The sequence below is a fragment of the Paenibacillus terrigena DSM 21567 genome, assembly GCF_000374845.1.
Classification (GTDB): domain Bacteria; phylum Bacillota; class Bacilli; order Paenibacillales; family Paenibacillaceae; genus Paenibacillus_K; species Paenibacillus_K terrigena.
This window is the reverse complement of record NZ_KB895417.1, coordinates 68938-94895: the sequence shown is the minus strand read 5'-3', so window position 1 is coordinate 94895 and position 25958 is coordinate 68938. Positions and strand designations below refer to the sequence as shown.

The following is a 25958-nucleotide window of genomic DNA, read 5'->3' as shown; positions in this document are numbered from 1 at the left end:
TTATCGTAAGTGTTGTTCTTGCGTGTTCCTTATGACTTTATTCTAGTGGATTGCGAAGCATGCTCGTTAGTGGACGATGTCAGAGATTCCATATGACAAATGTCAGAAAGTCATGACATATCTCCACAAATGACAAAAAAACAGCCTCCATTAGGAATCATCCTGATGGAGGCCGTTTTTTGAATTGGTCGAGCGATTAATCGATAAACTTGATTTTAGTCAGCAATTGATGAAGCGCAGCGGCAACCGTCTCACGCGTCGTTGCCGTTGTCGGAAGGAACTGTCCTTTCTGCGAATCGTCTCCGCCAATAATGCCTGCCGAAGACAACGCCTTCACGCTTTCCTTCGCATAATCGGAGATTTGATCATCGTCCGAATAGCCTTGGAATGACGGATTAGATGCTTTTAATTCAACGCCCGTTAACTTCAACGCACGAGCTAAAATTACCGTTAACTCTTGACGAGTTACATTCGCATTCGGGGCAAATTGTCCATTGCCTAGCCCTTGAATCAATCCGGCTTGCGATGCAGCCGCGATATCGCCGGCATACCACTCAGATCCCTTCACATCGGAGAAGGTCGGAGCAGCAGAGTTCGTCCGCAAGCCAAGCGAGCGAACCAACAATGCCGTGAACTCAGCGCGAGTTAAGTTGTTCTTCGGCGCGAAGGTCGTCTCCGAAGTTCCATCGATAATCAACTTGTTTGCGAGCGCTGTAATATCGGATGCAGCCCATGAGGAAGTAATATCATCGAATTTCACCGTGCGGCTAAGCGCAGCAAATAACGAGAAGCCTGGACGTGATACGGTGACAATCGTCGTGCCGTCTTTTTGCGGTGTGAACACCGATGCAACCGGTGTGATTAGGCCGTTCTCTTCGAATAATACTCCTGCCGTATTCGGTTCCACTGTGCCTGGAATAGAGAACGAACGCTTGATAAATGTTGCATGCGGCACTTGAACCACTGTCCGCGTCGAATCTTTTACCCAAGATGCTTCGAATGCAACCGGCGTACCCAGTACCTTCGCGCCAGGCAGCTTCGCCGCGAACTTCGCTTTTGCATCTTCAACCTGCTTCACGACCAACTCAAATCCTTGGCCTGCTGGCGCTTTGGCAAACACGGAGACAGGGATCGAAATCGCCGATCCTGCTGCACTGACGACAATGACGCTCTTCGATGGCATCGATTGAAGCTGCTTGATCTGTTCCGCCGTCAACGTCACCTTCGTCGCTGTGCCTGCATTCGCCGATCCGGATAGGATCACCGCCGCCGATGTGCTGCCCGCCGATTCAACGGCCTTTTTCAGATCGCTGTCCGCAACCGTCACTGTCGTTACGCCATCGGCCGTCGTCGATTTCGAGCTCACCGCAACCTGCTTCAAGCCTTGATCAATGATGGCACCCGCAGCCGCTGTTACGGTCGCTGAAGGAGCAGGTGTGGATGTACTTGGGCCAGGACTTGGACTAGGGCTCGGATCTGGGCCAGGTGTCGTTCCGCCTCCCGTCGAGTTATCGACGCGGTAAGAAGTGTAGCTCGAGTAGATCCGTGGATTCCCGGCTTTATCCTTCACCACTTCGCCTTTGGCATTGACTTCTAACGCCGTGACCGCAATCGAATACACGCCATCTTTTAAGTAGCTCGTCATTGGATTGCCGTTCTGATCTACGATCGGTTCCCCTTCACTGTCATAAGGGTGATATGCATTGCTGATCAGCTGTTCCAACTTGTAAGAGCCCGGCTCGAACCCAGCCGGATTGAAATCAGACGTGTAAAAGCCTAAAGTCTCGTCATTCAGATCCGATACTTCGGTCCGGATGACATTTAGACCTTTAAGTGATATTTTGAACGATAACTCCGTTCCATTCTGACTGTTGCGGTTCGGGTAGACGATTTTATTCGTAACCGCCACATCTTCAACGCCTAATTCAAGCACCGGCTTTTCCGGGCCTACATAGACGACGAACGGTACATGAAGCGCAGGAAGATTCTGATGCTTAACCGTCACTTGCCCTTCATAGAGCCCTTCTTCCGCTCCGGATCCAACATTTAATTTCAATTGGAGCGGTGCGGTCTGTCCCGCAGCGGCTGCAATCGTTGAACGATCAAGCGCAGCATCGACCCCGTCATGTTCCGTATACCAATCGACCGAAGCTTCATAGGTTAAGTCTTCGCTGCCCGTATTTTTCAATTGCAGATTTTTCACCTTCTCCGGTGAACCTGCTTCAACGACGCCAAAGCTGGCCGAAGAGTTGTAGTTGATGATGTTCATCGGATTGAAATTCTTATCCAGAATCGTAATCGGCTCCAGTGCCTGCAGCAGCGCCGGCGTCTTTAGCGCATTCACCACATTCGCGCGGCCTGCGCCTTGCTGGTACACATCGTATAAATATTCATCCTCATCCACAATCAGATCTGCCGTATTGGTCAAGGCGGAACGTATGTCAGCAGGCGTCCATTCTGGATGGGCTTGCTTGAGAAGAAGTGCTAGACCGGCAACATGCGGCGTCGCCATACTTGTTCCGCTGATCCGATTATAAGCCTCGTCATAAGACACTTCCGGTTTACCCTTACCGTAAGCAGGCCATGTCGATAAAATATTTACCCCTGGCGCCATAAGATCCGGTTTAATGCTCATATCGAGGTCGCCATTTGGGCCCCACGAGGAGAAGTCCGCCAAGAAGTCGCCAGGAATCGGTGTTACAGTTAAATCCTTTTTGAATGCTAACTCCAGTTTATTATTTGGATTTTTGACAAGTTCTCTGGCTAACGTTCTGCCTTGCTTGCCTCTTATATCAAAGGTTGGGATAAAATCAAAACTGTCTCCCAAATTACCACCATAGTATTCATTTAAATTCGGGATATCGTCACTTAGATCAGGCACCAATGCACTCTCTGGGTTGCTCGGATCGCTATTGACAGCTCGGCCGTTAAAGATGACAACCGCTTTTGCGCCATGCGCTTTTGCTGCGGCAATCTTATTGACGAATGGATAAGCTCCACGAGAGACGAGCGCGATCTTGCCGGCAACGTCTTTGCCCATGTAATCTTCGTCGATTCCTAGACCGACATAGACCGCCTCATAGGGATCAGACCCAAGCATACCTTTGAAATCTTCTTGAGCGGTCTGCCAAGCCATGACTTGAAACGGCGCATACGTATCATAAGTTACGGATGTTACCGAACTAAAGCTTAATTCGGTTCTACCCGAGAAACGCTTACTCTCACTTGTCACCGCGCCTACAGATATCGCGAGCTGCGAGGTTGCTGGAGCTCCCATGGTACCTAACCCCGGGCCAGCATTTCCGCTGGCAACAACAGCGACAATCCCCGACATTACCGCGTTATTGATCGCAATGGCGTCTGGAGAATTAACATCTTTCACGGCATCGGAACCGAGCGATAGATTGATCACATCCATCTTGTCCTTCACAGCGTGCTCAATCCCGTCAATGACCTGCGCCGTCGTCCCTGTGGACTTGTCAGGTGTCGTTAGGCTGCGTCCTAATACTTTGTAAACATGCAGTTCCGCACCGTAAGCAACACCTTTCTGCACAATATCACTAGTCTTATTGGCGAATTGGCCAATGATGGTCCCTGCCACGTGCGTCCCGTGATACGTTCCTCCAAAGCCTTTATGGTTACCTATGACGTCATCTTCAGGTTTGATCGGCACCTCTTCATAAGGATCGGGATCATTATAGAAGGAGTCATACCCTCCCTTGTAGACCGGTTCGATATCAGGATGCGTATAATCGACCCCCGTATCAATAACACCGATTTTCAGACCTTTACCTGTAAAACCTTTTTTCCATGCATCTATTGCACCAATTTGCTTCAGAGGACTTGTCTCGTAATTAGGATTCGCATCAGATGCATCAGATTCAATGGGGACCGCATACCACGTGCTGTTCTCATGAATCGACTTCACACCTGGAATCTCTGCTAGTTTAGGAATTTCATTCGCTGGGATGGTTACTTCAAATCCATTCAATACGGTGTTGTATTGATAGTTAACTTGCATATCTATGCCTTGGTCTGCGGCCTCATCAAGAACAAATGATTGTTGTGTATTCACAGTAGATTCTGTAGCCTGCGATGCTAAAGATCTGTTTCCTTGTCGTGCTGCGTATTGACCTAGTGCAGCAGGTTGTCCCGTTAGCTGAACAATAACTCTTACCTTCTCATTCGAGCGCGTATTCAGGCGAGATGAAATGGTCGCCTTTTGATCTTTCCCCCCAATAGACAGTACCTTCTGATTCTGACCCGATAAAAGGAATTCCGATGTGTTCGCAGCTGAAGCCAGGCCCGGAAGGGTACCCACAACAAGTCCAAGCGTAAGTGATAGAATAGATAATTTGCGAGTTAATAGATTTATTCCCAAATAAATTCCTCCAATGAATTGAGATAGCACTCTCTCGCACTATGAAAGGGGAAATCTAGACAACAAAAAAACTACACCCTCCCATCTATGTAATTTAATTAACCCTTAAAAGAATAGCGGAGAAGTAGACAAGAAAATTTTACCATTAGTTTAATGGATTGGCTATAAAGTTTTAGTAGGAACATAGTCTCAAATTCGGTTCAAACCAAAAACACCGCACCTCTTTCGAGATCCGGTGTTTTACGTAAAGTTTCCTATTACAGTTTCCTGTAACTGCTACGCTTAACCTGCTTGCTGCTGTTGACGAAGAACAACAGTTTTTTTGTTCTTCCGCAACCGCCCCTCACCCGGAGGTGTAATGAACATCGCGATGAGCAAGGATACCGCGCTCAATACAGCGATCACCAGGAATGTCACATGGAACCCGCCAAGTAATGCCGATAGGAAGGAACCTGTTAGTGCCCCAAGCCCGAAGCCTTGGTAGATGATGCCGTAGTTCTTGCTCTGATTCTTCAGTCCGAAGAAATCGGCCACAATCGCTGGGAATACCGTAATGTTACCGCCGAAGCAGAAAGCAATGGCAGACACGCAAGCGAAGAAAATAAGTTCGTTTAATTGAACGTAGTTTAATACAAGAACGGATACCGCTGTTGCAGAGATCGCACCCGCGACCACTTTCATCCGTCCGACACGATCTGACAGAGCCCCAAGGATAATACGACCCAACGTATTGAAAATTGCGACCATCGCGACTGCATTCGCAGCTGTGGCTACATCTAATCCTGCAAGCTTCACGCCGATATCTTTGACAATCCCGATCAAATACAATCCACTCATACAAGCGGTGAAGAAAATAATGAACAACAGATACGCTTCTTTGGTACGCAGCATTTCGCGAACCGTGTAGTCGCGCTTTATTGACTTCTTCGCACTCTGCGATGCTGCATCCGTCGTGACAACCGCCTCACGAAGCAAGAAGGAACCTGCCGCAATCATCACCATCGCAATAATACCCCAATACAAGAACGTCTGTGACACACCGACCGATTGAATTAAGCTGGCATTTACATATTTGAAGATCAAACTGCCTGACCCGAACGCCCCCACCGAAATCCCGGATACGAGCCCCTTATGATTCGGGAACCATTTGATCAAGTTTGATAATGAAGTAATATAAGCCGTACCGTCAGCGAACCCAACAACAACACCCATGAAGAGGTAGATCATCCAGAGCGATGAAGCCATCGAGCTCATCATAAGTCCGAATCCCAAGACAATCCCTGAGATAAGAATTAACCGCCGTATACCGATACGTTCTTGAATTTTACCCGCGAACAGGGTGGCAAAAGCAAGTGCAAAGCTTGTAATCGAGAAGGTAATCGATATCGAGCTTAACCCCCAGCCAAACTGTTCTTCTAACGGTTGATTGAATAAACTCCATGTATAGATTGTCCCAAGCCCCATCTGAACGATAATTGTACCTAATACGATCAGCCATCGATTTGCTTTTGGTGATTGCATCACGATTCCCCCGCTTTCATGCTGTTCTTGTGTTCTCGTTGTAGCTTCATCTTACAAGAGAAACCGCGACAGCAGCGGATATCAGCATGAAATGACGGGAAACCGGAATGAACTGCATTTAAAGGTGCATGAGCTGCCTGAATTCTTTCACTTTACTGCGACTGACCGGAATTTCCTTGTCACAATCACGCAAACGGAGCAAATACGTATTGTTGAACCACGGGACAATCTCATGAATTTGCTTCAGATTGACAGTAAAAGACCGATGGCTGCGGTAGAACTGATCCTGCGGTAGCATGGCATGGAACTCCGAGATGCTCATCGGCATCGTGTATTGCCCGCTCTTCGTATAGACTTGTGTTACTTTCTCCTGCGCTTCGGCGTAATAGATCTCCCCGGAATCCGTCACGATGATGTTATCATTCTTGAGCAGATTGATCCGTTTGCTGGGCATCGCCGCCGGTCGTCGATCGGATGGTTTTTCGTTCCTCGTGTAAGCTGCCTCGAGCTTATGGAGCATCGCCGCAATGCGGCGTTCATCGTAAGGCTTCAGAATGTAATCGAATGCTTCGAGTTCGAATGCCTGCGCAGCATGTTCTTTGTATGCGGTCGTGAAGATAATGAACGGTTTGCGTGCGAATTTGCTAATATTGTTCGCGAGCAGCATCCCATCCAAGGAAGGAATATTAATGTCCAGAAATATCGCATCCACCTCATACTCCTGCAGATACTTCAAGACATCAAGTCCATCCTCGAACCGTTCCACAATGTCGATCTGGCTATGCTCTGTGATCAGAAACTCCAGTTCCTCTCTTGCTAGCACTTCATCTTCTACGATTATCGCTCTCATGATGTCTCCTTTGGTATATCAAAAAAAATATCGGTTCCCTTCTCCAGACGACGAATCGTCAGTCCATGGCCGTAGAGCAGCTGAACCCGTTTATGCACGTTAAAAAGGCCAATATGATGCGCGGCAATACGTTCATTCAGCACATTTTCGATGACCGCTTCATCAATGCCAATCCCTGTATCCATGACCCCGATCCGTATCGCATTTCCGCGATCTTTTACGGATATCGTCACCGTACCTGGCCCCTTCTCCTTCAGAATACCGTGAATAATCGCATTCTCAACGAGCGGCTGAATAACAAGACTTGGGATCTGAACAACGACTTCATCAACGTCATATTCCACCGTGAGACGATTGCCGAATCTTGCTTTCTCTATCTCGACGTAATTACGGACCTGTTCTAATTCCTTATGAATGTCGATTTGCTCGTCCGTCAGCTCCAGATTATATCGCATGTAGCCGGATAGATTGACGATTAATTCCCTCGCCCGATCCGGCTTGTTTCGAATAGAGGAGCCAATCGCGTTCAGCGCATTGAACAGAAAATGCGGCTGGATCGTTGTCTGGAGCGCCTTCAGCTCTGCTTTATTGGCCATCTCCTTCATTTCCCCTACGCGTGAAACCTCCATCAAGGTAGAGATAATCTGCGAGAGACCGACCGCCATCGTCTGCAGCGAATAGGTAATTTTAGATGCTTTGCGATAATAGATCTTGAGCGTACCCGTCACCTCGTCTCGTTCCTTCAGTGGAATGATAAGGAGCGATTGAATGCCCGGCATTGTCTCATGGATGGCATGGTTACTCATCTTAAATTCGCCGGTTCGAATCACTTCCTTCGTCAGGTCGGTAATAATCTCATGATGTATAGAATAGCGGTCTTCGCCGAACCCTACATAGGCGAGTACATTCCGTAAATCCGTTATCGCCACAGCGTCCGCTTGGATATCTTCTCGAATAATACCGCAGATGGTATGTAGCGATTCGGGATTGACCGAGCGAAAATACGGCAGCGTCTTGTTCGCAATATCCAGCGCAAGCTTCGCTTGGCGGGCGGCGATATTCTCTTTCTCGGACTCCACGCTCTGAATTAAGAGGATAATAAGCCCCACATTAAGCTGCCCAACGATCATCGGCACAGCGATCTTCGAGACGATATCCATACCTAGCTCGGGCGGATTCGCATAGAGAATAATAAGCAGCATCGTTAATGCTTCACAGAACATCCCTGCGATAATTCCCGCAAGCCAGCGCCAAGACTTGGCCATCCACAAATGAATAAAACTCGCGACGAACCCTGCGATGATACTCGTAATGAGACAAGGGACCGAGGTAACCCCGCCGATATCAATGAGATAACGATGGATACCCGACACGAAACCGACAATAATCCCTACCCAAGGGCCGAATAGAATCCCTCCGGACATAATCACAATAATGCGGACATTGACGAGCGAGCCTTCCACATCAATCCCTGAATAGGTCCCGAAAATCGCAAACAAACAGAAGATCAACGTAATAACGGCGTACTCTCTCGGGGATTGCGTGTCTTTCTGCAGCACATGTCTGACACTCGAAATACGGATCATGAAAAATAATATAATGAGCAATAAGGCAGCACGTTCGAATAATTGCAACAGCATCGTCCTTATTCACCTCACTTCCTGCGAAGTCTTGTTGTGGATTCTTGATGCACATCTGTATAGTGTACCACATGAGCCAATTTTCATTTATAGAACCCACTCCGATGAATGACAAAAAAGGCCAACCCGACATCACAGGGTTGACCTTCTCTTATTTCATATTGTCCGTGCACGTTCTGCTTGCGTAGCGCAATGCCCGACTAATCAGAACCGGGAGCACCGACGTATGATTCTCCTCCGCAAAAACCCGGAACTGCACCTCGAGTCCTTGTCCCTCCAAGGAAGATAAGCGTACAGCCATCGTCTCCGCAAGTTCGAACATACGGCTCGGATGCCGTTCTTCGAGCTCCCCCATAGCAATCATTAATCCCGCATCGATTTTCTGCTGATCCAAACGCTGCACGAACTCCGCTTCTTCATCCCGCAGCAGCTGACGACCGAAATGAATGGACGGACTGCCTGCAAAATAAGTCTGAAATGTTGTCGGCTTCGTGAACAGCGTATGCAATACGAATAACCCTCCAAGCGAGTGTCCGAATAAGCTCTGTCTCGCCCGATCAATCGTCACTTGCTGCTCAATCGACGGCTTCACTTCCTCCTCCAAGAATCGGAGGAATGTATCTGCACCGCCGTGTTCGGGCCATTCTTCTCTGCCTGGTAATGTCGGCAATTCATCACGCGGTATCGGAAGCGAGTAGTCAACCATCCGTGTCGGGTCAAAGGGCTCCTCCGTCCGGTACCCGATTCCGACGACGACATGCGGCAGAACCCCTGTCTTCTCCGGCCTACGACTCTGCAACCGCACCGCTTCCACCATCGTTCCGAATACAGAATTGCCATCGAGCACATAGATGATTGGATAACCCGTGGAGGGTGGTGGATCATGAGGAACAGCGATCATAATCTGGTATTCTCGATCCCCTTGCTTCGAACGTATATATTGCTTGCATGTACGCGGCAGCGTCACTTCCTGCCCCGGAATGGGTAAGGTCATTCCTGTTGTACGATCTTCAGAATTATGCAGAATGGATACGCCTCCTTCATCCTTCTATTCACGATAAAGCCATGTAAGCGCAGATGGGAACCTTCGAGCAAAAGCCCCTGCCTCATGACTCGCTCCCTCATCCATAATTAGCGAGAGCTGCTCGGAACCCCGTCCGACAGCCTGCAGATGGGCATACACTTGTTGTGTTCGGGTCACCATTTCCCGTTGAACCGTCTGCTTACCTTCACCCTCTCGGCTCCCAACATCCATATAAATCCTCTGATTCCCGCATCGCTCCACCGTTTGCGAGACGATGAATTCCACGAACCCCTCGTACCAATAGGATCCGGAAATCGAGCCGATTCTTCCGAATGTTTCAGGGTGTCGATAGGCCCCGTACATCGAGATCAATCCGCCGAGCGACTTACCGAGAAGCCCTGTGACTTCGGCTCTTGCATCCGTGCGAAAGGTTTTATCGATATAAGGCTTGCACTGCTCCACGATGAAAGAGAGGTACTTATCGCCTTGACCGCCGAAGTCTGAAACGGTTCGTTGGTCAGATAACCGAGATGCAGTCCAAGGCGTATAGTCATCCATTCGCGCATGAGACGCTATACCCACGAAGATCATCTCGGGAAGCGTACCTTCCGCGAACAGCGCTTCGATCTCAGGCAGCGTATTATGAATAGCCGGATCGAACAGATCCCCTCGATCATGCATGTACACAACAGGATAGATCCTTGTCGCCATCAGGTCATAGCTTGGCGGTAAATAAATGAGCAGCTCGCGCTGCCCCAATTGATGTATACTGATTTGTCCTTTCATGGCTTCGCCTCCTATTTCCGTGCGCGACGAAGTAGATAGATGAAGTAAGGCACGCCAATAATCGAGATGACAATGCCGACCGGCAGCTCCACCGGCTGAAATACCGTCTTCGAGATGAAATCGGAGGCTACGACGAGCAGCATACCCATCACGCCGCTAATCGGCAGCACATAACGATGGCGTATGCCGACCAGCCTTCTCGTAATGTGCGGCGCAATCAGTCCGACGAAGCTAATGTTGCCGGATACCGATACACAAGCGCTGACCACCCCGATACAGCAGAGCAATAGTATACTCTTCTCTTTCTCTGTAGCAACCCCAAGACTCTTCACGCTGTTCTCCTCGAGCTGGAACAGGTCGAGCAGATGAGCCTTCCACATCATAATCGGAAGAAGAATAATCAGCCATGGCAGCATGGCGGCAATATAGGTCCAATTGGCATCCCAGATGCTCCCCGTTAACCAGACGGTCGCCATCTCGAAGTCATTCGGCTTCATCTTCAGCGATAAAAATAATGAAACCGCCCCAAAGCCGGATCCGATCGCAATCCCGACCAGAATAAGCCGCTGGGGATCCAGCTTCCCGCGATTCCAAGCGAACAGGTAGATGAGGGCGGCTGCGCTAAGTCCGCCTGCAAGGCCGAATAACGGCTTCGCCATCATGGCGAACCAGCCCGCGCCTTGAATGCTGCCCTGGAAGAAGAACATGAAGACGACGATGGCTGCCCCTGCGCCCGCATTGATCCCCAGAATCCCCGGATCTGCTAGTCCGTTACGCATTAAACCTTGCACCACCGCACCGACTACCCCGAGTCCGAAGCCGACCAGCATCGCGATCACGATTCGTGGCAATCGGAATTCGAAGATGACCAGATCATGCGATGGATCCGGGTTAATCCGCAACAGCGTCTTCACCACTTCCGCAAGCGTCATGTCGAATGCACCGTTGGTCAGGCTGACATATACGGCAGCCAACGTCAGAAGACATCCGATCAACAGTACGAATCCGAATCGCGTCGTTCCGGAATGATTATGCATGCTTGCCGCCCCCTCGTTTACGTATTAAATAGAGGAAGAACGGTACGCCGATCAGTGAAGTAACGACGCCGATCGGCGTCTCGAACGGATAATTCAAGAACCGGCTGAGCACATCGGATAGACCAAGGAATATCGCTCCAAGGACGCCTGCGATCGGAACAATCCGTCGATAATCAATGCCGACAAGGAATCGCGTAATATGTGGGACGATGAGCCCTACGAACGCAATCTTCCCTGCAAGCGCGACCGAAATGCCGGTCAGCATGACGACGGCTAGCGTCGCAATCACTTTGACCAGCACCGTGCGCTGGCCAAGCCCCTTCGAGATATCTTCACCGAGCGATAACACCGTCACCGATTTCGAGATCGCCACCGCTAGAATCAAGCCGACAATACCGAATGGGATCGCGACCTTCACGAGCTCCGGCGTCATGAGATGCATCCGGGCATTATACCAGAAGCTCACATCCTGCGAGATCTGAAAATAGGAGGCAAGCCCCGCCGATACACCGCTCAGGAACGTCCCGGTTATCAACCCAATCACGGCCATATTCACAGGCGACATGCCGCCAGGCACCAGTGTTGCGAGGCTGAAGACAACCGCCACTCCGATCAATGAGCCGATCATCGAGAAGAGGATCATCTCCATCGCCGAGTTGCTCTCCGGCATGAACACCATGCAGATCGTAATGGCAAAGGCCGAACCGTCCGAGACCCCCATGATCGATGGTGAAGCAAGATAATTCCGTGTCATCCCTTGCATCAATGCCCCGGACACAGCCAAGAACGCTCCGATCAGGAGCGCTCCGATGGCTCTTGGCAATCGTGAGTGGATCACGATCTGATGATCGACGTTCTCGGGGTCAAAATGAAAGAGTGCATCCCACACCGTGCTCATGGGCAAGTTCTTCGCGCCAAATAGAATCGATGCGATCACAATGCCGACCATGATGAGGGGGGAGCCCCATAGGAGCAGGCTCCCTATTCCTTTAACTCGTCGCATACATACCACTCACTTCATTGTCATTAGTTCAACTTCTCAGCCAGCGCCTTCAAGAAGTTGATCTTGCTCCATGCTGTTCCACCTTGTGCATCCGGGTCGATGAGGTTAACAAAGACCTGGTTGTCCTTCACGGCTTTCAAGTTCTTCCAGATTGGGTTGCCCTCGATATCCTTCATCACGGCAGGTGTTGCTTTGTTCTCAGATTCAGAATATTGAAGGATGATATAATCCGGGTTCATCTCACTCAATTTCTCAAGGGAGAGCGTCTCTTGTCCTTTCGCTGCCTTCACTTCCTCCGGTGCTGTAAATCCAAGATCCGTGTACAGCAATGGGTTGAAGAATACTTTGTCGGAGTAGAGCATCAGGCTGCCTGCGCGAACACGAACAGCAATGACCTTCTTATCTTTGAGGGTAGCTTGGATTTTACCCTTCGTCACTTCCAGCTCATCTTGGTATTGCTTCAGAATTTGCTCCGCTTGATCCTGCTTGCCAGTCAATTCAGCTAGCAGGCGAAGGTTCGCGTCCCAGTTCTCCGACAAGTGGGATACCGGGAAGGTTGGTGCGATTTTGCTCAGCTTCTCGCCCACTTCCGGCTTGAACTTCGTGGAACTCAGAATGACATCCGGCTTCATCTTCAGAATGCTCTCGAAGTTCAGTTGAATTTTCTCCCCGGTTGATTCGCTCTTACTCGTAATCGGCTTGAACATCTCCGCGAATTTCCCGCCCGAAGTCATCGCCCCAACCGGTTCAACATTCAACACCAATGCATCTTCCATGGACTCCACGGTGCCGGTGATAGCAATCCGCTCGACTTTGGCAGGTACAGTGTACTCTTGGCCTAAATATTGAATAACGCGCGTTGCGCCGTCTGTCTTACTCTCTGCCGGCTCCGCAGCCGTTGATGTCGTCGTTGTCTCTGCCTTTGGCGTTGCTGTATCTGCCTTTGAACCGCATGCAGCAAGGGCTGCTGCGAGAAGCGCAATCATACTGATCATTAATAACTTCTTCATGTTCTTTCTCCATCTCCCTATTCCATTTCATCTAGAAATCGTTTCATCCTGATTGATAACGATTCTCATTCTTAATTATAGGGGCAGGGTTAACCATGGACAATGGACATTATCCGGCAATTCTCATGGACGATTTCCTGATAGCAGCTGTAACGTCTCCTGCACGACTCTCTCCATCGCATCCGCGGTATAATGTCGCCAAGGGTCAGAATTCAGCCGATATAGGTGGCGCAGCCGGACGGCCTTCATTTCTTGCCAACTCGGTGCATGCTGCACTGCTTCCCAATGCTGCAGCGTCTCTTCTTCTTGCTGAACAAGCACAAGCAAATAATCCACATCGAGCTTGACCAAAGCCTCCATTGACAATCGTTCCTCATAGATCGCCTCACGGTACACCACTGCAGGCTTCATCTGCAAATCGCCATAGAAGATCTCAGCCATCGTTCGATTGCTGTAGGCATAAATCGCATTTCTCGTAATGCGAATGATAAGACAGGTTCCCCCTTGTACCGCAGCATGCAGCTTTTCTCTCGCACGGTTCACCTGCTGCTCATATTTGCCCAGCCATGTCTCGGCTTCTTCTGTCTCTCCTAACAGCTCCGCCGTAAGCCTCAGCTGCTCTCGCCAAGATAGGCCTTGTGCGGAAATATAGTAGACCGGCGCAATCCGCTCAAGCTGTTCCTTCTCTTTGCTTGATGCCTCTGCTGGACATAGAATGAGCTCTGGGCTATGCTCCGTTAGCTCCTGAATCTTCGAGGAAGAGGCATCATGCTGCCGATACGCACGGAGATGCACCGGGATATCCGCATGGTAGGTTCGATAATAATAGGCCGTCCACTTGGGATGCAGCGGGGCCGCGTAAGGAATGATTCTAAGCGGTAGCAAGAGCCCGATCATGTTCAGACTGTAGGCAGCGATTCTTCTGCGCTTGCGCTTCATATAGACGGTTGGTGCTACGCCAATCTCCTTCTTGAACTTGCGGCTGAAATAGAACTCATCCTGATAGCCAACCTGATGCGCGATATCGCGCAGCTTCAGATTGGGCCTCGCCATCAGCAGCTTGGCGCGGTTCATGCGCAGCTCCGTCAAGTAATCCATAGGACTCGTCCCATAATGCTTCTTGAATACATCACCAAAATATTTCGGACTTAAATCCATCATGCGAGCAAGCTGCTCGATGGTCATGCCTTGATCCAGGTGCCGCTCCATATGCAACCTCACTTGTTCCAAGGTGGAGCTGGAGGGCTGCTGCTTAAGTCGGTAGAATTGCATAACATGATAGATGAACTGCTCGAATGTATATTGGCTTCGGAATCGTTCCAATGGATCATGGCTCTCTCGATCGTGCAGCATAGACTCGCACAGCGGAACGAGGGTATCTGTTGGCAGGACTACAACCTCGCCGCGGCAAGGCAATAGTTCGCCCTGCACAGGATGCAGTCGCCGCTTGAATCCACCCCGCTCTTGATAGATATCGATACGGAATAGATAGAGCTCGACATAGGACGCTGGATTCGATTCCACACTGAATGTATTATCTGCAGGGCAGAAATAAACCGCATGCGGCTGCATCCGGTGTGACGTCTCATCAATCGTCACGCTGCCCTGTCCCTGACGGACATAGATCAGCACATGCGACTGCGTCAATTGCGGGTGAATATTCAGCGCTTCCCCTTGCAGACAAGTTGCGTCGCGAAGACGGAACATGAGGCCTTCCATCATGTTGTCATCATTCAAGTTTATTGTTCCAGATTGTTGCTCTCCTCGGGTCATTGAACCACTTCCTTTGTCAGTTGAAAAAAGCTATCAACCCCGCACATGGGGGCGATAGCTTCATTCGTTTATCGCTATGCTATGGATGACACGCCGCTCTTCGAGGATGCCACATCGTACGTGGCATGCGATCGGCTAACCATATATTCGGGCTGCGGCTTCCCTCTGGATTGACGATGTCCTTCAATATGCGCTTCGCTCGTCTCCCATTTCTTCCATGCTTCTTCCGATTTCCAGCGAATCAGCACGATTACTTCTTCATCGCTGCCGCGACGCGTACGCTTCACGAGCACGCTCAAATCGATGAACCCCTCCGATTTCTCGATAATCCCTTCGCCCGTAAAGCGCTGAACGATTTGATCCGAGAATCCTTCCTTCACGACAATCGTCTTCGTCTCAATGAACATTTCGCTACCCTCCCATGGTCTTCTATGAACGTGTATGTATACTCACATTCTATTGATAATGATTATCAATGTCAAATAAAAATGCGTGGCAAAGAAATTACGATCTTGGGACAAAACAAAACGGGTACCCCTCCTCTGGTCAGAGGATCGAATACCCGCTTGCTTATGAACTTGATTTCAGAAGAAATCGATTATTTTTTGTTTGCTTTCCAAGCATCCAGCTGTGTTTGCATTTCTGCTTGAACTTTGTCGAGTCCCGCAGCTTTGAATTTCTCAATCGCTTTTGGCACATAGACTTTCGGATCTACAGATCCTGTGAACAGGGAAGGATAGAATTCTTCCTTCACGTTCTGAAGTGCTGCGATCTCTGTCTTCACTTTGTCTGGGTTGAAGGAGAATCCAAGCAATGGTGCATTTTTAGCCGAGTTGTTGAATTCAGCGAATTTCTCCCATTTGTCTTTTGGATCCGTTGACAGCTTATCAAGAATGAAGAAGTTACCGAGCGTGAATGTAGGCATGTCATAACGCTCTTGTTTCGCTGGCAAATATTCAACGGTCTGGTCATCAATACGTTTGTAGTGCTCGCCTTCGATCCCGTTGTTCACAAGGTTACGAAGGTACTTATCTGTATTAAGCAAGTTCAAGAATTGCATCGCTTTCTCAGGATATTTCGACGACGCGGAAATCGCATGCATCGAACCTAGAACGGACCAGTTATAGACATAAGCTTCTGTGTATGGCACCGATACGACCGGATAACCAAACGATTGGCTCCATAGGTTGTCCGCGAACGGTTGTGTATCCGGCATATCAACGAACCATTTGCCCGTCTTCATCTCATCGCCATTCGCTGCCGAAGCAACGTCTTGTTTTAAGTAACCTTTTTGGTAGTACTCGTGCATCGTTGTGAAATCTCTCATCGTCTCTGGTTGCTCCAGAATGTTCACGATTTTGAGGTCGCCGGCATCATTAAGCGATACGCCTAGCGGCAAGTTCTCATTGACTAGATCGTAGTACAGACCGAACTTGAAGTTCTTGTCCCCGGAAAGTGGATACAATCCTTTCTCTCCTGCTTTCACCTTAGCAAGCAACGGCTCAAGGTCTTGAAGCGTCTTCACACTATTAATGTCTAGCTTGTATTTGTCAACAAACTGCTTGTTGAAGCGGAATACCTTCTGCGCCGGAAGCTCTTTGTTCACCGGAATCGCGAAAGTCTGACCGTCGATTTTGGCACCTGCAAGGAAGGACGGATGAATCGCCTTCTTCATGTCTTGTCCATATTTCTCAATGAGCTCGTCCATTGGATAGAACAAGCCTTTCTTCGCGTTGGTCACATAATCGAATGCCCAGGAAGAAGTGAATGCAATATCATAAGGTTCGCCTGTCGCTGCGATAACGCCCATCTTCTGGTTGTAATCACCGAAATCGAACATTTTCATTTTGATCGTGACGCCGATTTTCTCTTTTGTATATTCGCTCACTTTCTCCATGACTTTATTCAAGTCCTTCTGTGGCGCACCAATCGTGTACCAGAGAAGCTCTACCGGCTGTTCTGCCGCACCCTTGTCAGCGCTTTCAACTTGGTCCTTATTCTTACTTCCACACCCAGCCAAGACGATAGATGTCAGCATCAACAGACAAAATGTCGTGAGCAGCATTTTCTTTGCTTTGGTCATGTTGTTTCAATCCCCTTCTGTATGAAATTCAAGCGGTTACTGGTAAATCTTGATTGCTATTTAAGATTAAACAAAATAATACGCTTACAAAAGTCGACAAACTATAGATTTCGTGTACAAAATAAAGAAAGGTGTCTGGAACATTCATCCAATCGGATTTTCACTCCATCAACCTTCCCTATTTCCCCTTATAAATCCAAGGCTATTCCTTTATTCTTCCGATAGGCCGTTGGCGACATGTGCATGCGCGTCTGGAATACCCGCACGAAAGTAGAGTACGATTTAAAGCCAGCTTCATAAGCAATGTCTGTGATCTTCAAATTCGTACTGATTAATAAATTGCATGCGTGTGCGATTCGAATCTGCTCAAGAACCGCATAATAATTCTCGCCGGCCAATTGTTTGAATGAAGCGCTAATATAAGAGACACTATAGTTAAACTTCTTCGCGAGCGTCTCAAGCGTAATATCTTCCTTGAAATGATGGTACACATAAGAGATAATCTCTCGCATCCCTCGCATGGACTGGACCTCTCGATGCTGGGAAGGACTTGGTTCGAGATGACGCTGTCGATAGCGGTCGAAGAGAACGAACACCTGAATGAGCTTCGCTACGAACATGACGCGGCTCCAGGGATGCCCTTCCTGTATTTCCACATGCATCTGTTTGAGCAGCGTCAGAATCTCGGCCGCTGTCTCGTCATCGAGCCGATAGGTGGTATTCGGATCAGACTCTGCTCCTTGCAGCAAACGATGCAGATCAAAGAACGTGTCTCCGCCGAAGAATGCTTTAAGTCCAATCGCTCCGACGTAGAGATATAGCTCTTCACCCGGCTCAATTTTGATCTCATGGACTTGATGCGGGAATAGGAAGGTGAGTGTACCGGGAACTAACTCCTTACTAACACCATTAATTAATTCCGTGCCTCGGCCTTTAAAAGCATAGGTATATTCAATAAAATGGTGCACATGTGCAGGGATATGCGTCTCAAGATGATGAATTTTCAGTGTAAAAGGAAACTCGCCATGAACCTCATCATCGCCTTGCAAATAATATGGAAACATCATTTTTTTGCCTCTTTCTAGCATTCACAGCCATCATGACATTACGTCCTGATCTATTTTATCATGAAAAGTGATAGATATTCTAAAATATTGATAGGCGAGCGGGACACCTATTTCACTACAATGAAGGTAACGTGACCTAAAGACAGATCCGTTAAAGAGGTTGTTCAAAAAGGAGTGTAGACATGAACAAAATTGCTTACGTGAATCCCCTGCAAGGGACCGATTCCATTTACCCATATTCGAACGGCAATACACTGCCGTTAACTTCATTGCCCTTCGCGATGAACGCTTGGGCGCTGCAAACCTCCGAAGCCGGCGGCGGCTGGTGGTTCAGCCCGAACCATAACCGCATGGAAGGCTTCCGCCTGACGCATCAGCCAAGCCCATGGATTGGCGACTACGGCCATATGACATTCATCCCGCAGACAGGTCCGCTGAAGACCTCTGCCCATGACCGCTCATCCTCCTTCCGCAAGAAAGATTTGGTCGTGCGCCCAGACTACTTGAAGGTTCATCTGCTTCGCTACCAGACGACGATGGAACTCGCGCCAACAGCACGCTGTGCGAGCATTCGTCTGACCTATAAACGCCGGGATGAGGCCCGCTTCATTCTAGCGCCATTCCCAGGCGAGACAACCATGCAGATTGACACGGCGAACAATACCTTAACAGGCTACACAACAGCCAAAGCGGGCGGCACGCCGGAGAACTACCGGATGTATTTCGCAATTCGATTCAATTGCTCCATCGTTGGGGAGCTCAGCGGGTTATTCGATGCGAAGCATAACACGAACTCAGATCTTAACGGAACGGGCGAGCGCCTCGGTGCTTACGTCGGCTTAGAATTACCGGCAGACGGTATGGTCGAAGCGAGCTTCAGTACATCCTTCATTAGTCAAGAACAAGCCTTCACGAATCTGGATCGCGAGATCGGTCAGCAGTCCTTCGATGACATCCTTCAGGTTGCATCGGCCATTTGGGAGAAGCAGCTTGGCGTGATCGAGGTTGAGAGCGACGACCAAGAGAAGCTGAAGACATTCTATACAAGCCTTTACCGTACCTCCCTCTTCCCGCACGCGATTCATGAATATACCGCAGACGGTGAGCAGGTTCACTTCAGTCCATACAATGGCAAGATCGAGAAAGGTCCGCTCTATGCCGATATCGGATTCTGGGATACCTACCGGACATCCTTCCCGCTGTACAATTTGCTCTATCCATCCTTCGTGAATGAAATGATGCAGGGCTGGGTAAATGCATACAAGGAGACCGGTTGGATGCCGAAATGGGCATCGCCGGGCGAACGCAGTATGATGCCGGGTACCCTTATCGATGTATCCTTTGCTGATGCGATTGTCAAAGGGAACACAGGATTCGATGTCGAAACGGCCTACGAAGGACTACACAAACATGCGACGACCGTATCACCGGACAATCGTTACGGACGGAAAGGCATGGGCGAGTATTTGAAATTCGAATATATGCCTGCCGATATTCATACGCACGAGAGCGTATGTAACACGCTCGACTATGTCTATGGCGACTTCTGTATAGCACAGATTGCGAAGCATTTGGGTCGCGATGAGGAATACATGCAGCTTATGAAACGTGCGGAGCAATATAAACACCTGTACGATCCAGCTGTCGGATTCATGCGTGGCAAACTGCAGGATGGAAGCTGGCTGGAGCCGTTCGATCCGATCGTCTGGGGTGGTCCATACACAGAAGGCGGCGCTTACCAGAGCAGCTGGGCGGTTCAGCATGACCTGCTCGGACTTGCGGATTTCATGGGGGGACGTGAGGCTGCAAAAGAGCGGTTGGACGCGCTATTCGCGGCAGAACCTGAATTTAAAGTCGGATCATACGGCTTCGAAATTCACGAAATGTCCGAGATGGCCAATGTCGATTTTGGGCAGTTCGCGATCAGCAACCAACCGAGCTTCCACTTCCCATACATCTACACGGCACTAGGTTATCCGGCGTTGACGCAACAATGGGTTCGTCGGACCATGGATGAGTTATTCAGCTCCCGCCCTGACGGCTTGCCAGGCGATGAAGATAACGGCAGCCTATGCGCGTGGTACGTATTCGGTGCGATGGGCTTCTATCCACTCAGCCCTGGGGTACCTGAATATGTGCTTGGAACGCCTTATTTCAAGAAGATGACGGTCCATCTGGAGAGCGGCAAACAAATCGTGATTGAAGCTGAAGATAACACGGCTGAGCATAAATATGTATCGGGTGTCCAGTTGAACGGAGAATCCGTATCGAGGCTCTATCTAACCCATGAAGAGCTTGCCAATGGAGGCGTACTCGCCTTCGAGATGAGCACTCAAGCACCTGCTGAGGTAAGCGATCTGAAGAAGCTTCCTTATGCGATGGCCAAAAATAAATAACATCAGCGTCCATCTATAGGATGATCACACAGAATAAGCCCTACGTTCCATCCATCATGGAACGAGGGCTTATTTCGTTTCAATCGTCTGACGACGATGCGTGAACCTTCGAAAATAGAATTAAATAAAGTGGGTGAAATTGGTAGAAGATAACGCTTGCATAATCAATAATTAAGGGTATACTTGTATACAAGTATACTTGGTTGCAAAAGAGGTGAAGTTATGGCGGATTCAAAAGAATTTATTTATCCCGAAAAATGGCTTTCAAAAGCTTCGACTGGCGATCGTGTTGCAAGCGAACTTCGAATGCGCATTATTTCAGGCAAGATCGAAAGCGGTACCATTTTGTCCGAAAATAAATTGGCTGCCGATTTTTCCGTAAGCCGATCCCCCGTTCGCGATGCATTGAAAGTACTGGCATCTGAAAATATCATTCGCTTGGAACGAATGGGCGCCGTTGTCATTGGTTTAACCGAAAAAGAAATCAACGAAATATATGATGTCCGTCTTCTCATAGAAACGTTTGTCTTTGAGCGGCTTGCGAAGCTCGACACCCATGAGTTGGTCAAGGAATTGAATAAAATTATGGAAATGATGAAAATCGCCATTAAATATGAAGATGCGGATGAGTTTTCTTATCAAGATATTTTATTCCATGAGACAATTATCCGTTCCATTCAACATTCCTACGTCCTGATGATTTGGAGTAATTTAAAACCCGTTATGGAAAGCTTCATTCTATTATCGATGCGTACTCGCTTTAAGGAAAAGTACGAAGATTTAGCGCGGATTATCACTAATCATGAACTTTATATACAAGCCATCGGAACAAAAGATCGAGCACTCATGATTAAATCTTTGCATCAAAACTTTGATGATGTTCAAGGGAAAGTCGATGACCTCTGGATGTCGCAGCAAATGTTATCTAAAGGAGTAGAACAAGAACATGAGTAGCTATATGTTAGGCGTAGATATCGGCACAACAAGTACCAAAGCGGTATTGTTCACCGACAATGGCGAAGTCATTCAAACCGAGAATATCGGTTACCCGCTTCATACACCGGATATGTCCACGGCGGAACAAGATCCGGATCAGATTTTTCAAGCCGTACTGCAAACGATTTCAAATATTACAAAACAGCATTCGGATAAACAACCAGCGTTTATTTCATTTAGCAGCGCCATGCATAGTGTCATAGCCATGGATAAAAATGACCAGCCGCTGACACCATGCATCACCTGGGCTGATAACCGCAGTGAAGCATGGGCACATAAAATTAAAAATGAACTGAATGGCCATGACGTGTATAGACGGACAGGAACACCTATTCACCCCATGTCGCCGTTATGCAAAATTACATGGATTGTGAACGACCGTCCTGAGATCGCTGCCAAAACCAGAAAGTATATCGGAATCAAAGAATATATCTTTAAGAAATTGTTCGATCAGTATGTCGTCGATCATTCCCTCGCTTCATCGATGGGAATGATGAATCTTAACACGTTAGATTGGGATGAAGAAGCACTACAAATCGCCGGCATAACACCTGCTCAATTATCTGAGCTCGTGCCAACCACCAACATATATAACCATTGCAATCCGGACTTGGCTCAAAGGATGGGTATTGATCCACAGACCTCTTTTGTCATTGGCGCCAGTGACGGCGTGCTCTCCAATCTAGGCGTGAATGCCATCGGAAAAGGCGAGATTGCAGTCACCATAGGGACAAGCGGAGCCATTCGAACCGTCATTGACAAGCCGCAAACTGATAAAAAAGGAAGAATATTCTGTTATGCGTTAACGGAAAAGCATTGGGTCATTGGCGGACCGGTCAACAATGGAGGGATGGTCCTTCGCTGGATTCGCGATGAACTTGCCTCCTCAGAAGTAGAGACAGCGAAAAGACTAGGGATTGATCCCTACGATGTATTAACGAAAATCGCTGAACGTGTGAGACCGGGGGCAGACGGTTTGCTATTCCACCCCTATCTCGCAGGAGAACGTGCGCCACTATGGAATCCGAACGTACGCGGCTCCTTCTTCGGCTTAACGTTGTCACATAAAAAGGAGCATATGATTCGGGCTGCCTTGGAAGGCGTTATTTATAATCTATATACCGTGTTCCTAGCATTAACGGAATGCATGGACGGTCCTGTGACCCGGATTCAAGCAACGGGAGGCTTCGCAAGATCTGATGTGTGGCGGCAAATGATGTCCGATATTTTCGAATCTGAAGTCGTTGTTCCCAAAAGTTACGAAAGTTCTTGTCTAGGGGCATGTATATTAGGTCTCTATGCCACAGGAAAAATTGACTCTTTTGATATCGTTAATAACATGATTGGCAGTACCTACCAACACACACCAAAAGAAGAAGCAGCAAAAGAGTATAGACAATTGTTGCCGATCTTTATCAGTCTATCAAGAGTATTAGAAGAAGATTATACGCGAATCACCAATTATCAAAGAAGCTTAATCAAAGACAACCAAGAATAAACAATAAGGGGAAATTACGATGCCATTAGTCATTGTAGCAATTGGGATTCTAGCATTACTTGGATTAATCATGGTCTTGAAATTAAATACCTTCATTTCATTAATCATTGTATCGTTCGGCGTCGCCCTAGCCCTTGGTATGCCGATGGGAGATATCGTTAAAACCATTGAGGCCGGCTTAGGCGGTACACTGGGCCATCTAGCTCTCATATTCGGTCTCGGTGCCATGTTAGGCAAGCTGCTCTCAGATTCCGGGGGCGCACAACGGATCGCCATGACCCTTGTGGACAAATTCGGTGAGAAGAACATTCAGTGGGCTGTCGTGACTGCTTCGTTTATTATCGGCGTTGCCTTATTTTTTGAAGTTGGATTAGTATTATTAATCCCTATTATTTTCGCCATTTCAAGAGAATTGAAAGTTTCGATCTTGTATCTCGGGATTCCAATGGCTGCAGCTTTATCCGTAACGCACGGATTTTTGCCGCCCCATCCGGGACCTACCGCGATTGCGGGTGAACTTGGCGCAAACCTTGGTCACGTACTGCTGTATGGTTTTATTATTGCCATCCCAACGGTCATTTTGGCCGGACCTGTATTTACGAAGATTTCCAGAAAACTAATGCCGAACGCATTCACAAAAACCGGGAATATTAGCTCGCTAGGCGAACAGAAGGTATTTAAACTTGAGGATACGCCTGGTTTTGGTATCAGTGTATTTACCGCTTTATTGCCCGTGATTTTAATGTCAATCGCTACGATCATTACTTTGCTGCAAAAAACGATTGGCTTTAACGACAACGGAATACTCGCAACGATCCGGTTCATCGGGGATGCGGATGTGTCCATGCTGATTTCGTTATTAGTGGCCATCTATACGATGGGATTGGCAAGAAAGATTCCAATCAAAACCGTCATGGAGTCATGTACAACAGCGATTTCTCATATTGGTATGATGCTCTTAATCATCGGCGGAGGCGGAGCCTTCAAACAAGTATTGATTAATGGCGGCGTTGGCGACTACGTAGCCCAAATCTTTCAAGGCACTTCCTTATCGCCGATCTTGCTGGCCTGGATCATCGCTGCCATCTTACGTATTTCCTTAGGGTCTGCTACGGTTGCTGCATTAACAACGACCGGATTAGTACTTCCAATGTTAGGTACATCTGACGTTAATCTAGCTCTCGTCGTCCTTGCAACCGGAGCTGGCAGTCTCATTGCTTCGCACGTGAACGATGCTGGTTTCTGGATGTTCAAAGAGTATTTTGGGTTAAGTATGAAAGAAACCTTTGCGACGTGGACTTTGCTTGAGACGATTATTTCCGTATCCGGATTAGGATTTATATTATTGCTAAGCTTGTTCGTATAGTTCTCTCCAGGCAGTAGAAATTCAGCTTCGGCCAAGTTTCTACTGCCCATTATTTTAAGAAAACAGGTGCAAACATATGTTAAATACAATTGGTGTCATTGGTTTGGGGGTCATGGGCAGTAATATCGCACTGAACATGGCGGGTAAAGGGGAACACGTTGCGGTCTATAATTACACAAGAGATTTAACCGATAAATTGATCGACAAAGTGGAAGCCTTAACAGTCAAACCCTATTACGAAATTCAAGATTTTGTGCAGTCCTTACAAAAGCCAAGAAAAATCTTTCTTATGGTGACGGCGGGCAAGCCGATTGATTCCGTCATTACTTCATTATTACCTTTTCTTGAGTCCGGCGATATCATCATGGATGGCGGCAATTCCCATTATCAAGATACGGAACGCAGATACGATGAATTACGTTCCAGGGGAATCGGTTATTTAGGGATCGGCATATCCGGGGGAGAAGTCGGGGCTCTGCTAGGTCCTTCGATCATGCCAGGCGGGGATCCAGACGTATACGATAAAGTCGCGCCCATTCTTACCAAAATAGCGGCTCAAGTGAATGGCGAGCCTTGCTGCGTTTATATTGGTCCGAGAGGCGCAGGGCATTTCGTAAAAATGGTCCATAATGGGATCGAGTACGCAGACATGCAATTAATCGCCGAAGCGTATACCTTTTTAAGAGAAAGGTTAGGCCTATCGGTGAATGAAGTCGCTGACATTTTTGAAACATGGAATCAAGGCGAACTAAAAAGCTATTTAATCGAAATTACAGCAGAAATTCTAAGAAAGCAGGATGCCTTAACGGGCTTGCCGTTAATCGATGTGATTCTGGATAAAGCAGGACAAAAAGGCACGGGCAAATGGACGAGCATCCAAGCGATTGATAACGGGATCCCGACTTCTATTATTACGGAGTCTTTGTATGCCCGATATATCTCATCTTTGAAAGAAGAACGTGTGATTGCGGAGAGCATCTTGGCAAGTCCCAACATGGATCAGGCGCATTTACATTTAGATAAAACCCTGTGGATTGACTACGTTAGACAGGCATTGTATATGGGAAAAGTTTGTGCATACGCGCAAGGATTTACACAATACAAAATGACTTCCGAACTGTACGAGTGGGATTTGCCTTTGAAGGATATTGCGCTCATTTTCCGCGGCGGTTGTATCATCCGTGCAGAATTTTTAAAAGTAATCAGCGAAGCCTATGAGGCACAAACAGATCTTGCCAATTTATTAATTTCTCCATACTTCGCGGAGAAGGTATCGACATACCAAGACGCGTTGCGGGAGATCGTCTGTGAAGGGATGAGTTCCGGCGTTGCGCTACCATGTTTAAGCTCATCGCTAACTTATTTCGATAGTTATCGTACGGGCATGTCTAATGCTAACCTTTTGCAAGCGCAACGTGATTATTTCGGTGCTCATACGTATGAACGTAGCGATCTGCCTGGAGTCTATCACACAGACTGGCAGTGATTCTCTCATCGCAAACGATGCGGCCTCCGTCCTGTGAAATT

General features: G+C 48.1%; 18 protein-coding genes. 5 read left to right on the top strand and 13 right to left on the bottom strand.

The annotated features are described in order from the left end of the window. Positions 1-196: 196 nt before the first annotated feature. From C558_RS34970 to C558_RS0116515, 13 genes are all read right to left on the bottom strand, one after another. Positions 197-4381 carry a S8 family serine peptidase gene (locus C558_RS34970; protein ID WP_018757407.1) on the bottom strand — a complete coding sequence of 1395 codons (4185 nt, stop codon included), beginning with the start codon at positions 4379-4381 and terminating at the stop codon, positions 197-199. 282 nt (positions 4382-4663) lie between these two features. Beyond that, positions 4664-5902, bottom strand: a complete 1239-nt coding sequence (locus tag C558_RS0116570) for an L-lactate MFS transporter (RefSeq protein ID WP_018757406.1) — start codon at positions 5900-5902, stop codon at positions 4664-4666. A 118-nt stretch (positions 5903-6020) separates the two neighbouring features. After that, positions 6021-6752: a LytR/AlgR family response regulator transcription factor gene (locus C558_RS0116565; protein ID WP_018757405.1), complete on the bottom strand. Its 732-nt coding sequence runs from the start codon at positions 6750-6752 to the stop codon at positions 6021-6023. Beyond that, positions 6749-8392, bottom strand: coding sequence for a sensor histidine kinase (locus tag C558_RS0116560; protein ID WP_018757404.1), 1644 nt, complete (start codon positions 8390-8392; stop codon positions 6749-6751). The genes C558_RS0116565 and C558_RS0116560 overlap by 4 nt, the downstream gene beginning before the upstream one ends. 151 nt (positions 8393-8543) lie before the next feature. Next, positions 8544-9386, bottom strand: coding sequence for an alpha/beta hydrolase (locus C558_RS0116555; RefSeq protein WP_018757403.1), 843 nt, complete (start codon positions 9384-9386; stop codon positions 8544-8546). Positions 9387-9440: 54 nt separating this feature from the next. Next, entirely contained in the window at positions 9441-10202 is a 762-nt protein-coding gene (locus tag C558_RS0116550; RefSeq protein WP_018757402.1) for an alpha/beta hydrolase, read from the bottom strand. An 11-nt stretch (positions 10203-10213) separates the two neighbouring features. Continuing rightward, positions 10214-11239 carry a FecCD family ABC transporter permease gene (locus tag C558_RS0116545; protein WP_018757401.1) on the bottom strand — a complete coding sequence of 342 codons (1026 nt, stop codon included), beginning with the start codon at positions 11237-11239 and terminating at the stop codon, positions 10214-10216. Next, complete coding sequence (locus C558_RS0116540) at positions 11232-12242, bottom strand: FecCD family ABC transporter permease (protein ID WP_026263957.1); 1011 nt, start codon at positions 12240-12242, stop codon at positions 11232-11234. Before C558_RS0116540 ends, C558_RS0116545 begins: the two co-directional genes overlap by 8 nt. A 23-nt stretch (positions 12243-12265) precedes the next feature. Then, entirely contained in the window at positions 12266-13252 is a 987-nt protein-coding gene (locus C558_RS0116535) for an ABC transporter substrate-binding protein (RefSeq protein WP_018757399.1), read from the bottom strand. A 123-nt stretch (positions 13253-13375) separates the two neighbouring features. Beyond that, the gene (locus C558_RS0116530; RefSeq protein WP_018757398.1) at positions 13376-15025 is read right to left on the bottom strand and encodes an AraC family transcriptional regulator; all 1650 of its coding nucleotides are present in this window, start codon (positions 15023-15025) and stop codon (positions 13376-13378) included. Positions 15026-15099: 74 nt separating this feature from the next. After that, the gene (locus tag C558_RS0116525) at positions 15100-15432 is read right to left on the bottom strand and encodes an antibiotic biosynthesis monooxygenase family protein (RefSeq protein WP_018757397.1); all 333 of its coding nucleotides are present in this window, start codon (positions 15430-15432) and stop codon (positions 15100-15102) included. Positions 15433-15623: 191 nt separating this feature from the next. Next, positions 15624-17108 carry an ABC transporter substrate-binding protein gene (locus C558_RS0116520; RefSeq protein ID WP_018757396.1) on the bottom strand — a complete coding sequence of 495 codons (1485 nt, stop codon included), beginning with the start codon at positions 17106-17108 and terminating at the stop codon, positions 15624-15626. 188 nt (positions 17109-17296) lie between these two features. Beyond that, positions 17297-18175 carry an AraC family transcriptional regulator gene (locus tag C558_RS0116515; RefSeq protein ID WP_018757395.1) on the bottom strand — a complete coding sequence of 293 codons (879 nt, stop codon included), beginning with the start codon at positions 18173-18175 and terminating at the stop codon, positions 17297-17299. A gap of 182 nt (positions 18176-18357) precedes the next feature. Here C558_RS0116515 and C558_RS0116510 point away from each other — a divergent pair, with 182 nt between their 5' ends. The 5 genes from C558_RS0116510 to gnd all read left to right on the top strand — a co-directional run bounded on the left by C558_RS0116510 (position 18358) and on the right by gnd (position 25917). Beyond that, positions 18358-20571 (top strand): GH92 family glycosyl hydrolase, encoded by a 2214-nt coding sequence (locus C558_RS0116510; RefSeq protein ID WP_018757394.1) that lies wholly within the window; start codon positions 18358-18360, stop codon positions 20569-20571. 222 nt (positions 20572-20793) lie between these two features. Next, positions 20794-21525 (top strand): GntR family transcriptional regulator, encoded by a 732-nt coding sequence (locus tag C558_RS0116505; protein WP_018757393.1) that lies wholly within the window; start codon positions 20794-20796, stop codon positions 21523-21525. Then, a complete protein-coding gene (gntK, locus tag C558_RS0116500; RefSeq protein ID WP_018757392.1) occupies positions 21518-23065 on the top strand; it encodes a gluconokinase in 1548 nt (515 codons plus the stop codon). The genes C558_RS0116505 and gntK overlap by 8 nt, the downstream gene beginning before the upstream one ends. Before the next feature lie 19 nt (positions 23066-23084). Then, positions 23085-24431, top strand: a complete 1347-nt coding sequence (locus C558_RS0116495) for a GntP family permease (protein WP_018757391.1) — start codon at positions 23085-23087, stop codon at positions 24429-24431. Between the two features lie 76 nt (positions 24432-24507). Next, positions 24508-25917 (top strand): decarboxylating NADP(+)-dependent phosphogluconate dehydrogenase, encoded by a 1410-nt coding sequence (gene gnd, locus C558_RS0116490; RefSeq protein ID WP_018757390.1) that lies wholly within the window; start codon positions 24508-24510, stop codon positions 25915-25917. Positions 25918-25958: the final 41 nt, after the last annotated feature.

What these genes read in the sequence shown, in the direction of transcription:
- C558_RS0116570 (WP_018757406.1), bottom strand. Translation starts at nt 5,902, where the DNA reads ATGCAATCACCAAAAGCAAATCGATGGCTGATCGTATTAGGTACAATT.
- C558_RS0116565 (WP_018757405.1), bottom strand. Translation starts at nt 6,752, where the DNA reads ATGAGAGCGATAATCGTAGAAGATGAAGTGCTAGCAAGAGAGGAACTG.
- C558_RS0116560 (WP_018757404.1), bottom strand. Translation starts at nt 8,392, where the DNA reads ATGCTGTTGCAATTATTCGAACGTGCTGCCTTATTGCTCATTATATTA.
- C558_RS0116555 (WP_018757403.1), bottom strand. Translation starts at nt 9,386, where the DNA reads ATGACCTTACCCATTCCGGGGCAGGAAGTGACGCTGCCGCGTACATGC.
- C558_RS0116550 (WP_018757402.1), bottom strand. Translation starts at nt 10,202, where the DNA reads ATGAAAGGACAAATCAGTATACATCAATTGGGGCAGCGCGAGCTGCTC.
- C558_RS0116545 (WP_018757401.1), bottom strand. Translation starts at nt 11,239, where the DNA reads ATGCATAATCATTCCGGAACGACGCGATTCGGATTCGTACTGTTGATC.
- C558_RS0116540 (WP_026263957.1), bottom strand. Translation starts at nt 12,242, where the DNA reads ATGCGACGAGTTAAAGGAATAGGGAGCCTGCTCCTATGGGGCTCCCCC.
- C558_RS0116535 (WP_018757399.1), bottom strand. Translation starts at nt 13,252, where the DNA reads ATGAAGAAGTTATTAATGATCAGTATGATTGCGCTTCTCGCAGCAGCC.
- C558_RS0116530 (WP_018757398.1), bottom strand. Translation starts at nt 15,025, where the DNA reads ATGACCCGAGGAGAGCAACAATCTGGAACAATAAACTTGAATGATGAC.
- C558_RS0116525 (WP_018757397.1), bottom strand. Translation starts at nt 15,432, where the DNA reads ATGTTCATTGAGACGAAGACGATTGTCGTGAAGGAAGGATTCTCGGAT.
- C558_RS0116520 (WP_018757396.1), bottom strand. Translation starts at nt 17,108, where the DNA reads ATGACCAAAGCAAAGAAAATGCTGCTCACGACATTTTGTCTGTTGATG.
- C558_RS0116515 (WP_018757395.1), bottom strand. Translation starts at nt 18,175, where the DNA reads ATGATGTTTCCATATTATTTGCAAGGCGATGATGAGGTTCATGGCGAG.
- C558_RS0116510 (WP_018757394.1), top strand. Translation starts at nt 18,358, where the DNA reads ATGAACAAAATTGCTTACGTGAATCCCCTGCAAGGGACCGATTCCATT.
- C558_RS0116505 (WP_018757393.1), top strand. Translation starts at nt 20,794, where the DNA reads ATGGCGGATTCAAAAGAATTTATTTATCCCGAAAAATGGCTTTCAAAA.
- gntK (WP_018757392.1), top strand. Translation starts at nt 21,518, where the DNA reads ATGAGTAGCTATATGTTAGGCGTAGATATCGGCACAACAAGTACCAAA.
- C558_RS0116495 (WP_018757391.1), top strand. Translation starts at nt 23,085, where the DNA reads ATGCCATTAGTCATTGTAGCAATTGGGATTCTAGCATTACTTGGATTA.
- gnd (WP_018757390.1), top strand. Translation starts at nt 24,508, where the DNA reads ATGTTAAATACAATTGGTGTCATTGGTTTGGGGGTCATGGGCAGTAAT.